Source organism: Kordia sp., from assembly GCF_965224175.1.
GTDB lineage: Bacteria > Bacteroidota > Bacteroidia > Flavobacteriales > Flavobacteriaceae > Kordia.
In genome coordinates this window covers 3766435-3779110 of sequence record NZ_OZ245041.1, presented here as the reverse complement: position 1 = coordinate 3779110, position 12676 = coordinate 3766435, and the positions used below count along the sequence as shown (strand labels likewise).

At 33.4% G+C, this 12676-nt stretch carries 13 protein-coding genes; 8 read left to right on the top strand and 5 right to left on the bottom strand.

What is annotated here, in order from left to right; all coding sequences use genetic code 11:
* Both ACOQOS_RS16350 and ACOQOS_RS16345 read left to right on the top strand, forming a co-directional pair.
* Entirely contained in the window at positions 1-759 is a 759-nt protein-coding gene (locus ACOQOS_RS16350; protein ID WP_420571544.1) for an MbnP family protein, read from the top strand.
* Between the two features lie 15 nt (positions 760-774).
* Positions 775-1845, top strand: coding sequence for a cytochrome-c peroxidase (locus tag ACOQOS_RS16345; RefSeq protein ID WP_420571543.1), 1071 nt, complete (start codon positions 775-777; stop codon positions 1843-1845).
* Between the two features lie 298 nt (positions 1846-2143).
* Here the strand turns inward: ACOQOS_RS16345 and ACOQOS_RS16340 are convergent, their stop codons facing one another.
* Positions 2144-3175, bottom strand: coding sequence for a LamG-like jellyroll fold domain-containing protein (locus ACOQOS_RS16340; protein ID WP_420571542.1), 1032 nt, complete (start codon positions 3173-3175; stop codon positions 2144-2146).
* A gap of 752 nt (positions 3176-3927) precedes the next feature.
* On the opposite strand from ACOQOS_RS16340, the gene ACOQOS_RS16335 reads away from it, so the two are divergent.
* From ACOQOS_RS16335 to sufD, 5 genes are all read left to right on the top strand, one after another.
* Entirely contained in the window at positions 3928-4257 is a 330-nt protein-coding gene (locus ACOQOS_RS16335) for a HesB/IscA family protein (protein ID WP_420571541.1), read from the top strand.
* A gap of 105 nt (positions 4258-4362) precedes the next feature.
* Complete coding sequence (sufB, locus tag ACOQOS_RS16330) at positions 4363-5811, top strand: Fe-S cluster assembly protein SufB (protein ID WP_420571540.1); 1449 nt, start codon at positions 4363-4365, stop codon at positions 5809-5811.
* 21 nt (positions 5812-5832) lie between these two features.
* Complete coding sequence (locus ACOQOS_RS16325; RefSeq protein ID WP_420571539.1) at positions 5833-6276, top strand: hypothetical protein; 444 nt, start codon at positions 5833-5835, stop codon at positions 6274-6276.
* 30 nt (positions 6277-6306) lie between these two features.
* Positions 6307-7059: a Fe-S cluster assembly ATPase SufC gene (sufC, locus tag ACOQOS_RS16320; RefSeq protein WP_420571538.1), complete on the top strand. Its 753-nt coding sequence runs from the start codon at positions 6307-6309 to the stop codon at positions 7057-7059.
* A 10-nt stretch (positions 7060-7069) separates the two neighbouring features.
* Positions 7070-8389: a Fe-S cluster assembly protein SufD gene (sufD, locus tag ACOQOS_RS16315; RefSeq protein WP_420571537.1), complete on the top strand. Its 1320-nt coding sequence runs from the start codon at positions 7070-7072 to the stop codon at positions 8387-8389.
* 115 nt (positions 8390-8504) lie between these two features.
* Here the strand turns inward: sufD and ACOQOS_RS16310 are convergent, their stop codons facing one another.
* The 4 genes from ACOQOS_RS16310 to ACOQOS_RS16295 form a co-directional block, all read right to left on the bottom strand.
* On the bottom strand, positions 8505-9041 hold the full coding sequence (locus ACOQOS_RS16310) for a hypothetical protein (protein ID WP_420571536.1): 537 nt from the start codon (positions 9039-9041) through the stop codon (positions 8505-8507).
* 59 nt (positions 9042-9100) lie between these two features.
* Positions 9101-9883, bottom strand: coding sequence for a hypothetical protein (locus tag ACOQOS_RS16305; RefSeq protein ID WP_420571535.1), 783 nt, complete (start codon positions 9881-9883; stop codon positions 9101-9103).
* Positions 9884-9949: 66 nt separating this feature from the next.
* Positions 9950-10486 (bottom strand): DUF2589 domain-containing protein, encoded by a 537-nt coding sequence (locus ACOQOS_RS16300; protein ID WP_420571534.1) that lies wholly within the window; start codon positions 10484-10486, stop codon positions 9950-9952.
* Positions 10487-10848: 362 nt separating this feature from the next.
* Positions 10849-12195, bottom strand: coding sequence for a serine hydrolase domain-containing protein (locus ACOQOS_RS16295; protein WP_420571533.1), 1347 nt, complete (start codon positions 12193-12195; stop codon positions 10849-10851).
* 206 nt (positions 12196-12401) lie between these two features.
* Between ACOQOS_RS16295 and ACOQOS_RS16290 the strand changes: the two genes are divergently transcribed.
* The gene (locus ACOQOS_RS16290) at positions 12402-12650 is read left to right on the top strand and encodes a class I lanthipeptide (RefSeq protein WP_420571532.1); all 249 of its coding nucleotides are present in this window, start codon (positions 12402-12404) and stop codon (positions 12648-12650) included.
* Positions 12651-12676: the final 26 nt, after the last annotated feature.

Genomic DNA, 12676 nt, shown 5'->3' with positions numbered 1-12676 from the left:
ATGAAAAAGACAACATACATATTCTCATTATTGCTACTAATAATTGCTTCATCGTGTAATAACGATTCTAATGCTATAGAAACGTCTGCGATGGAAATTACCTTTGACAATCGTATTTCAGCAACACAAGATTTAAACTTGGGAACAACCGCTTTTATCAATCAAAACAATGAAAGCATCGTCACAAACGAATTAAAATATATCATCTCAAACATTTCATTAACACAAGACAACGGAACAGTTTATGAATACCCAAAAGAAGATTCGTATTTCGTTATCAATGAAGCTGACCCAAGTAGCTTAACGTTAAGCTTAACGGGAATTCCTGTTGGAAATTATACACATATTTCTTTTGGTATTGGTGTCGATCAATCTAAATATCCATTAGATGGCGGTGTTATGAATTTTATACCACAAGCAGAACAAGCTGGCATGTTGTGGAACTGGGCAGCAGGTTATAAATTTATCAAGTTTGAAGGAACATTTACTCCACAAGGCGGAACTGAATCTCCTTTTGTCATTCATGTTGGAAGTCACGGGCAAACCTTAGACAACTACAAATTTATAACGCTTCCCGTAGCAAACTCAATCAATATTGCAACTGGAAATACTGCTTCTGTCAATGTACAAGCCTTAATTTCTACTATTATAGATGCCACCAATCAAATCAAATTAGAAGATACTAGCGATATTCAAGTAGATCCTGTAAATGCGCCAAGAGTTGCTACCAATTTAGAAAGTGCATTTAGCGCTCAGTAAAACGAAATGCTCAACATGAAAGTCAGTTATTATATATACATACTTGTTGCAATTCTCTTTGCATCTTGTAAAAACGAGCCGTACGAAGAAATTCCTTCGCAAGAAGCTGGTGAGTTTCAAAATGTATTACTTGATTTTAATGTCCCTTCTAACTTTCCACCGTTGATCTATGATATAGAGAGCAATCCGCCAACAGAAACAGGTTTTGAATTGGGAAGACGTTTATTTTATGAAGGTCGCTTAGCTTCTGACAATGTTGTTGCTTGCGGATTTTGTCATATCCAAGAATTTGCATTTACACATCATACACACATAATTAGCCATGGTGTTGATGGTGCTTTAGGAAATAGAAATGCACAACCATTACACAATTTAGCGTTTCAAAACGAATTCACTTGGGATGGCGCTGCCATTCATTTAGACTTACAACCTATCATTCCGATTACGAATGAAGTAGAAATGAACGAAACATTCACCAATGTCATTGCAAAATTACAAGCACATCCTGAATATCCACGATTGTTTCGAGAAGCCTTTGAAAATGGCGAAATTAACTCAGAAAATATTCTAAAAGCACTATCACAGTTTATGGTAATGATGGTGACTTCCAATAGTAAATATGACAAATTTCGTCGCAACGAAGGAAATGTAACACTTACAGAAAACGAAACAAGAGGTATGGAATTATTCAACCAAAAATGTGCTTCTTGTCATGCTGGCGATTTATTTACAGATCAATCTTATCGTAACAACGGTTTAGCAATCGATCCAGAATATGATGATATCGGTCGTGCACGTGTTACAGGTTTCCCTACAGATAATTATAAATTTAAAGTTCCTAATTTGCGCAATATAGAAGTAACTTTTCCATATATGCATGATGGACGTTTTGCAACTCTTGATCAGGTTTTAGAACATTACAGAAACGGAATTACCGATTATGAAAACTTAGATAGTTCTTTCCGTCAAGCGGATGGAACACTCGGAATTCCAATGACAGACGAAGAAAAAGCACGTATTATTGATTTCCTAAAAACACTCACGGATGCTGATTTTATATTTGATCAGCGATTTTCAGAATTTTAAAACTTTTTATTTGGGTCCATTACCAATTAACATCGGGATCATGTTTATACTGAGTTAGATCGAAATGTTACTCACTTTCTTACAGGATTTTCATTACAATCCTTTTCGTATTCATTCAGAATAAAGAATAGCGAGACTGTTTAAAAAGTATTTAAAAACGTCATTCTGAGCTTGACTCAGAATCTCATCATATTGATTTTCAATGGTCATGAGAAACCGAATCAAGTTCGGTTTGACGGAATCTATACTTTTTAGACATTCTCACTATTTTAATGTAATACTGATATATTATATATGTTTATTGCTTGATAAACTTAATCGTTCTATTTCCAGTCAACTTAATAAAATACAAACCAGTTTTTAAATCTGCAATTGTAATTTCTTTGTTGTTCGATACTTTTCCACTTTTTACAACGGCTCCAATAGTATTGTAAATTGCATAATCCTCAGTTGTTTTTAATCCATTGATTTTTATAAAATCTTTTGCTGGATTTGGATATAAATTCAATCCTGCTGCATTAGCTTCAAACGTTTCTGTAGATAATGTTGCATCAGTTAAAGAATTTACCCAATTAGAACAACTTCCCCAACGACTTACATTCCATAAATCACCTGGACGTCCATTTCCTGTGTGATCCAATAGCTGATACAATATCCAATTATCATTACCTGGAATTCCTTCATTACATTGAAAATATTGAATTAAGCCAGTAGGCAGCGCAGAAGTATCCAATTGCATTCTTCTTCCTGTATTTATCTCACTTACAGTTCGTACCGTATTCCAAACTTTAAATTCATCGAACGCGCCTCCAAAATAAGTATTTTCATATTCAGAACTAGCCAAACGTGCATCTACATTGTTTCCAAAAACGGCTGTAAATCCGGAAGCGGTACCTTCCCATACACCGTCAACATATAGTTTTATAACATTTATATTAAAATCAAACGTATATGCAATATGATGCCAAGCGCCATCGTTTACTACTTTAGTACCCGTTATGGTAGTCCAAGCATTGTTTGTATTTGCAATTCCTACTGTCACTGTTCCTGTTGGACTTTTTTCGATAAAATAACCTTGTTTTTCTGATCCGGTATCGTAATGCTTAGAATACATATGTTTACCTCCATTTCCGTTGTCTTTTACCCAAAATTCAATAGTAAAACTATCATTATTTGCGTTGGTACCAAATATTCCCGTTTCGGTACTTCTATATACTGGTGCAAAATCATTAAGTCCATCAAAGCACATAGCATATCCTAAAGTTTGTGCATGTAAGCCAAAAAGGCTAGCTGTTAAAAAAGCTACTAAAAAAATGTAATATTGTTTCATGTGTTTGTACTGTTTTTATAATTAATAATAGGGGTTAATAATTCACATGTGTGTAAAATGATCGCGTTTTTATTTGTATCATGCGAACAGCACAAACCTAAGATATTCAACAAGTTGAGTAATAGATAAAATTACGCAACTTATAAAAACAGGTAAAATTACATAGAGGGATTCTTGCGTCAAAAAATGAAAGTTTCATTCAGCAATGCAAGCTATTAAAACAGAGTCTTGATTACTTTTATTACAAAAAAAACAACAACAAAATACAAGACACTATAAATCAAATACTTTTATTGAAAACACAAATACATACTTTTAAGAAAAAACTATAAAAAAGCAATCGCTTTAAGAAGTCATAAAATTTCACAAAAACTTAAGTTTAACATTTCGAAAACCTCAAAACAAGTAATCAATACTCTAAGTTTTTGATTTTAATACAATAGTTATAGCGTCAATTCATCATACAGACAATCATTCGTTGATTATCATTTTTCAAAGTTTTATGGGCATCATAGATTTTCTCTAGAAAACATAAAGAAATACAATACATCAAACGAAAAAACAAACCATACATCCGATAAATATCAAGAATATAAGAGCTAAAAAACAGCAATTATTTCCACAAAAAAGCGCTAAAAAAACAGTCATCAAAAAATTCTATCGCATGATTTGTTATATAAATGTTAGGTTTTTTAAAATAAAGCGGCAAATAGCGTATCTTTGCAAGTACAATTTAAACGTAAATTAAAAAAATGATAACAGTTTCAGAAACAGCCCGTAAAAAAGTAGTCGAGCTTATGACAGACGACGGTTTTGACGCTACAAGTGATTATGTTCGTGTTGGTGTGAAAAGTGGCGGATGTTCAGGACTATCATATGATTTAACATTTGATAAAAGCACAGCAGAAGAAGATAAAATATTTGAAGACAATGGTGTAAAAATTATTGTAGACAAAAAAAGCTTCTTATATCTAGTTGGAACCACTTTAGAATACTCTGGTGGATTAAACGGTAAAGGATTTGTTTTCAACAATCCAAATGCACAACGTACCTGCGGTTGCGGAGAATCATTTTCTTTGTAATTACAAAGTTAATTGATTTTAAAAGTAACCCTAGACTTTAAAAAAACAAAAGTGAGATTATACATTGAATTTTCAACTTTATAGTCTCTAAATCATATCGAAAGAATGAGTAAGTATACTGAAGAAGAATTACAAAAAGAACTCGAAACCAAAGAATACGAGTACGGTTTTTATACCGATATTGAAAGTGATACGTTTCCAAAAGGCTTAAATGAAGATATTGTAAGAGCGATTTCTAAAAAGAAAAACGAGCCAGAATGGATGACTGATTGGCGTATCAATGCATTTAGAATTTGGTCGGAAATGGAAGAACCAGAATGGGCAAATGTACATTACGAAAAACCAGACTTTCAATCTATATCTTACTATTCAGCTCCAAAACAAGCAGATCCAAATAAAACACTAGATGATGTTGATCCTGAGTTATTAGAAATGTATAAAAAACTTGGAATCTCTATCGACGAACAAAAGAAATTACAAGGTGTCGCTATTGATATTGTTGTTGATTCTGTTTCGGTAGCTACAACATTCAAAAAAACTTTAGCAGAAAAAGGAATTATCTTCTGTCCTATTTCTGAAGCCATTCAAGATCATCCTGAATTGGTGAAAAAATACTTAGGAACTATTGTACCACAAAAAGACAATTTTTATGCTGCACTAAACTCTGCAGTATTTACAGATGGTTCTTTCTGTTATATTCCTAAAGGCGTTCGTTGTCCGATGGAATTGTCAACTTATTTCCGAATCAATCAAGCAGGAACTGGTCAGTTTGAACGTACGTTAGTAATTGCTGATGAAGGAAGTTATGTAAGTTACCTAGAAGGTTGTACAGCTCCATCACGTGATGAAAACCAATTGCATGCTGCCGTTGTTGAGTTGATTGCTTTAGATGATGCTGAAATTAAATATTCAACCGTTCAAAACTGGTATCCAGGAAATGCAGAAGGAAAAGGTGGAGTTTACAATTTTGTAACCAAAAGAGGATTGTGTGAGAAAAATGCAAAAATATCTTGGACACAAGTAGAAACAGGTTCTGCCGTTACATGGAAATATCCTAGCTGTGTATTGAAAGGAAATAATTCTGTTGGAGAATTCTACTCAATTGCAGTAACAAACAATTTTCAACAAGCAGATACAGGAACCAAAATGATTCACCTTGGAAAAAACACCAAGAGCACCATTATTTCAAAAGGAATTTCTGCTGGAAAATCACAAAACAGTTATAGAGGTTTAGTTCAAATTGCTGCCAAAGCAGAAAATGCACGTAACTTCTCGCAATGTGACTCTTTATTAATGGGCAACAAATGTGGCGCACATACTTTTCCATACATAGAAGCAAAAAATAAAACTGCACAAATAGAACACGAAGCCACTACAAGTAAAATTGGGGAAGATCAAATTTTCTATTGCAACCAACGTGGAATTGACACAGAAAAAGCCATTGCCCTAATTGTGAATGGTTTTAGTAAAGATGTCTTAAACAAACTCCCGATGGAATTTGCTGTTGAAGCGCAAAAATTATTGGAGATTTCATTAGAAGGTTCCGTAGGATAATCAATCACAAAAAAGTAAAACATGAGAAAAATCTATTTCGTATTCGCACTATGCTTGCTAATGTTAAGCTGTAAAAACGAAACTAAGCCAAACGAAACAACAACAGAAACTACTGGAACTACAGAAAATTCAGGATATACAGAGACAGTTACTGTAGGAAATGAATTTGATACATTTTCTGGAATGTTCTTATACTTAGAAAGTGAAAAAGCTGCTGTATTTCAAACTGCTGGAAGTTCTATGTATGGTGTCGTTATTGACGATCAAATGTTAGCACTAAACAAAGAGTGTGAAAAATATAAAAAAGAAGCACACGATATGGTTCCTGTAGTCATAAGAGGCCTAAAGAAACCTAATCCTGTTAAAAATGCTTGGAAAGAAGTGATAGAAATAAAACAAATTGTTTCTGTACAACAACCAAGTGCAAATCAAAATGGTACTATTATCATTAAAAACAATCAATAATTCGTTTCAAAAATATAACAAATAGTTAGAATGTTACACATTAAAAATCTACACGCAGGTATTGAAGACAAAGGAATTCTGAAAGGAATCAACCTAGAAGTAAAAGCTGGAGAAGTACATGCGATTATGGGACCAAACGGATCTGGAAAAAGTACTTTATCATCCGTTATTGCAGGAAAAGAAGAGTATGAAGTTACGGATGGAGAAATTTTCTTGAATGGAGAGAATATTGAAGAATTAGGTCCTGAAGAGCGCGCACACGAAGGCGTTTTTCTATCATTCCAATATCCTGTTGAGATTCCAGGAGTTTCTGTAACGAATTTTGTAAAAACTGCCATCAACGAAACACGCAAAGCAAAAGGAGAAGACGAAATGCCAGCAAGCGAAATGCTTAAGAAAATTCGTGAAAAGGCTGAATTATTAGAAATCGATAGAAAGTTTTTATCACGTTCATTAAACGAAGGATTTTCTGGTGGAGAGAAAAAACGTAACGAAATTTTCCAAATGGCAATGTTAGAACCAAAGTTAGCCATCTTAGATGAAACTGATTCTGGTTTAGACATTGATGCCTTACGAATTGTTGCCAATGGTGTAAACAAACTACGCAGCAAAGACAATGCTGTGATTGTAATTACACACTACCAACGTTTATTAGATTATATCGTTCCAGACTTTGTTCACGTATTACACAATGGAAAAATTGTAAAATCAGGAACGAAAGAATTAGCCTTAGAACTCGAAGAAAAAGGATACGACTGGATTAAGCAAGAAGCAACTATTTAAGGAGCAAAACATGGAATTAAAAGATAAATTATTATCATCTTTTATGGTTTTTGAAGATCATGTAAACGATCAATCAAAAAACCTAAATGAAATTCGAAATGAAGCTATTAAAACGTTTCAACAAAAAGGATTTCCTTCAAAAAAAGATGAAGACTGGAAATACACTTCTTTAAATGCGTTGTTAAAACACGATTATAGCATTTCTCCTCAACAAGAAACGGCTATCGAATTTAAAGAAATTAAAAAATATTTTATCCATGATATTGATACATATAAAATTGTATTTATTGATGGAAAATATAGTTCTTTCCTTTCAGAAACAACACATGATGGTATTGATGTTTGTTTGATGAGTTCTGCTTTAAACAAACCTAAATATCAAATCATCATTGACGAATACTACAACAAAGCAGCGAAAAAGGATCACAGCTTAACCTCATTGAACACAGCATTTGCATCTGAAGGTGCATACATTCATATTCCAAAGAATAAAGTAGTTGAAAAGCCAATTCAAATTGTGCATTTTTCTACAGGAAATGAAACGTCGTTGATGCTACAACCACGTAATTTGATTGTTGTTGGTGAAAATTCTCATGTACAAATTATTGAGCGTCATCAAAGCTTAACATCAAATGTAGTGCTGACAAATACGGTAACAGAAGTATTTGCTAATAAACGTGCTATTGTTGATTATTACAAGATTCAAAATGACAATCAAGATGCTTCTTTAATTGACAATACTTATATTTCACAAAAGCAAAGTAGTCATGCATCTGTGCATACATTTTCTTTTGGTGGAAAGTTAGTACGCAACAACCTTCAATTTTTCCAAAAAGGAGAACATATTGATTCTACAATGAAAGGAATTACCATTATTGGTGATAAACAACATGTAGACCACAACACATTGGTACATCATATTGAACCTAACTGTGAAAGTCACCAAGATTATAAAGGTATTTTTGGCGATCGTTCTACAGGAGTTTTTAATGGTAAAGTAGTGGTAGAAAAAGAAGCCCAAAAGACAAATGCATTTCAAGCAAATAATAATATTTTAGTAGACGATAAAGCTACTATTAACACCAAACCTCAACTAGAAATTTTTGCAGACGATGTAAAGTGTTCTCATGGTTGTACCATTGGTCAGTTAGACAAAGATGCTTTATTTTACTTACGCTCACGCGGAATTCCAATGAAGGAAGCAAAAGCATTACTAATGTATGCTTTTGCCAATAACGTTTTAGAGAGCGTGAAGATTAACGCCATTAAAACTCGAATCAATAAATTAATTGCACAAAAATTAGGTGTGAATTTAGGATTCGACTTATAAAGGAAAGTCAACTGCTTCGAGGAAAGCCTATGAAGCATTTAAATCTCGATGATCGAGTATAAGAAATTCTTTAAAAATCCCGAAGCAAAAAGCTTTGGGATTTTTTTTGCGTAGGTTACAGTTCAATCTCTTCTGCAATAATTCTGTAAATATCTACTTCTGGAAGTACGGTTTGTAATTGCATTGCAACAGCGCTAAATTGCTGGTCTTTTCGCAATCGTTTCCATATATTTTTTACATGTTGATTAAAACTTTCATTGCGTTGCTTTTGATATTCTGGCACATTTTTTACCATGACCAAAATTTGCTGTATGGTTTCTCTTCCTTGCGTCACTTTATTTTTAATAGGCTCATGCAAGTTTGCCAATACATCGTGCGCCACTTCCAAACAATTTGCACCAACCATTAACTGATGCCTTCTTTTTTGAGGAACATCTTTCGTTTTTGCAACAAATAATTGATTTTGCAAAATGCCCATACGACTCGATTCTACAAATCCAAATTGCTTCAATACTTGCTGATTCTCTGAAAGCCAACGTTCAATCTCTGTTAAAAAACGAGAAGATTTGGAACGAAGCAGTTCAGAAATCAATCCTACTTTAAAAATAGACGCTTCAAAGAAGGTATTTTTTTCTATAATACTTGTTTTCATGTGTTTGTATTTTGAGTTTCCTTACATACATATTATGTGTAGAAAATATGGGATTCTAATTATTCGTAGTTTAATACCTGTACTGTTTCGCCATTTTCATCAACATCAGTCGTCCACTCCATAGCGTCGTCTGTAATATTTACTTTAATGCTAATCATACTTGCCGGATCGCTAATTTGCTTTAAACGATTTGTTTCAACAATTACAGGAAGCGAATCTAATTCAATCGCTTTTGGTTGTAGATTGTTTTCAATTTCTGGAACTAATTGTGCCAAAAACTCACCTTGTTGAATTTCAGAAGCAACCAAATCATACGTAGCTTGTGCAAAATTATTCGCGTAAGCAGTATTTACAGATTCATACGTAGGTTGAACAGACGATGACGATGAAACCCTAAAAGCCTGACGTGTTTCTTGATCTCTAGTTTCTGCGGATGTTGCAGTATCTGAAGTTGGTGTTGCAGTTTCCTGACTTACACTTCTGAGTTCAACAGATGCCGTTGACGCAACTTCTGCTGCTTTTTGAGAAACATCTTGTTTCATTGCTTCTAATCTTGCAGTTTTAAAAGGATAAAAACTTAAATACACTTTTTCAAAAGCCGCTTCATACACTTCTTGCACTTCTCTTTCTGTATATGTTGGTGAAGTTGTTGCAACTGCATCAATAGCAACAGGAATAGTAAGTTCCATTTCTTTGATACGAATATTTGGTACTGAAAAATGCTTCAACATTGGATTTTGAACATACTCTTGTGCAATGGCTAAGGTTTCAATATCCGATTGCACTTTAGCATTGGTCACTTCTTTATAAATCTTTCCTATATAATCTTTTAATGTAATCATGATTTTTGTTTTTAGGTTAAGGAAACCTCCGAAGAGGCTTCCTTAATTAGTTTTGTGAAATTAGATCTAAGCTTCCGTGATAGACTCTTCAAGCATATCTAACACTCTACTCATTCCTGCAGGCATTTCGTCCTGAACTGCATGAATTTTAACATTCATACTGTATGAACGCTTCGCTTCATCTGAGTACGATTTTTTCTTTTGGTACGAATAACTTCCTTTGAATTTAAAACGACCAAAAGCCCAACGTAAACTTAATTCTGCACTTAAATCTAACTTGTGCGAAGCTGTAGTTTCTACCTTTGTTACACTAGAGATTTTTGCATTAAAATCAATTGTAGTGTCAGCTACACGTAAGAAAGGAATTGGAACAATAGTTAACAAAGGCGTTGTTAACTTTACCAAAGAAGCTGTACCATCAACATCTTTAAGGTAACTAAACTCAACGTTTTTAACTGTTCCGTCATCGTTCAAACCTACTTCATTAATAAAATCTACTGTTGATAAAGCTGCTGCTGCTTGTGCATCAATAACAGCTGTTAACGGTTTCCCTAACATTGCACTGAAATTGATACTTGCAATTTCATTTGGACTAACTGGCATAATTGTAATTTTTAAAATTGTTTACCTACTCTTTTTAAAAAGGCTTTTCGGCTTTCTCCTTAGGTTGTAAAAAATAGTCGCGACCTATCTTTTACGTCATTTTAAGCTTAAAATTATACACTTTCGAAAGAATTACAATGCAAATATACAACATATGTTTTAACTTATCAAGCACTTTACACAAAAATATTGTAAAATGTTTGAATAAATTTTAAAGATTTGACCATAAGCTATTTACAATCAAAAAAAACTGTAATTTACTTGAAAAAAGAATATTAAATTATACAAAAGGTCGTAGAAATACCTCTTGATTCTATTTTTTACAGAAAGAAATTAAAACATATGTTTAAAATAAAGAAAGTTTACTTAATAGCACCACTAATTTCACTTAGAAACTTATTAAAATCGACAGCATCTCCAGCTGCTAATCCGAAACGAACTACTACTAAATCTTTTGAAGGTATGATGTACACACGTTGTCCTTGATATCCATTTGCAGAATACATATCTTTTGGCACGTCTGGATGAAATCCGCCAGCATTTAGCCAAAAATGCCCTCCATAACGTCCATTAGATGTCGGTGTAGGTTTTGTAACATAATCTACCCAAGAATCATCAAATATTTGTGTACCGTTCCAGTTTCCTCTGTGCAGATAAAGCAATCCGAATTTTGCCCAATCACGCGGAGTCGCCCATGAATAGGAAGAACCTACATAGTTTCCAACCATATCGGCTTCAATCAACATAGAATGCATTCCTATTTTGTCAATAAAATCACGATAAGGAAAGTCTAAATACTCTTGATGTTTATTAAATTGTTTTCGCAAGATTCCAGAAAGCAAATTAGATGTTCCAGAAGAATAGTACCAAGTTTCATTTGGCTTACCAACCAAAGGCTTTTCTGCTTGTGGTTTTGTCATGTCTTTGGCAAGAAATAGCATTTTAGTCACATCAGATATTTTACTATAATCTTCTTCCCATTCCAATCCGCTATTCATCTGTAATAAGTTATGAATTGTAATTTCAGCACGTTCATCATTTTTCCATGAATCTACAGGTGCTTTGTCCCAAATATTAATTTTCCCTTGATACTGTAAAACACCATACATAGTACTCACTAAACTTTTTGTCATAGACCAACCTAATATGCGTGAATCTTTGTTAAATCCTTCCGCATATTGTTCGGCAATAATTTGATCTTTATATAGTACCAAAACTGCACGCGTCTTTTTGACATCTTCTCCATCTACAGTTTCAAAAGCATAATTAACTGCGCTTTTTACCTTAGCATAATCTACATTGGAAAAAACCGTATCTTTTTGACTCATGTTTCCGTATGGATACGGCAACATACGAGCAATATTAGAACGATGCGGTATTGGTGTTTCTTTTGTAATATCGTAATCATCATCAATGAGAACACTTCCCAAACCTTTACGATATACAGCAGTTCGCTCCATGAGTCCAAATACTGTTGCTGAAGCTGTTTTCTTCTTCTCGTCTACAACGTCATCAGCAATATTTACAGGTCCAAAATTATTATCTGTATTATCCGTGAATTCAGCTGTTCTTCCTGCAACAAATACAGAAGAATTCATGTTTTTGGCAGAATATCCTGAAATAATATTCAATCTTGAATAATTGAAGGCAACAAGAACAATTACAAGAATTACAATAATAGCAAGGGTAATTTTTAAGACTTTCTTCATGATTTGTACTGTTTGAGTACTCAAATATATTAAAATGAAAATTAGTTCATCGATTTTTCATAGTGTTTTTCCTAATTAAAAAACAGGAAAATCACCTTTAAAAAGTATCCATAAAGCTGTTTACCAATACACTAATTCAGAATAGCTTTGTAAAACTGTTACGTATCAGTTTAAAAGAAATGTAAACTTTAAAAAACTTAACAACCATGAAAAAAAACAAAAAAACCTTAAAAAAACTTTCGCTTAACAAGAAAGTTGTATCGAATTTAGAAAAAGGACAAGTAAGCGGTGGAACTATTGTTTCCATTGTTGGCTGTCCTGTAACGGTATTTTGTCCAAGAACAGTTATTTGTCCGCGTACGGCAATATGTCCTCGCACGGTTGGCTGTCCTCCTATTAGAACAATAGATTGCCCATCAATTGTAGATGGATGTGGTTCTGCGCTTATTTGCTAAAAAATAGCAACGAATATATTGTAGAG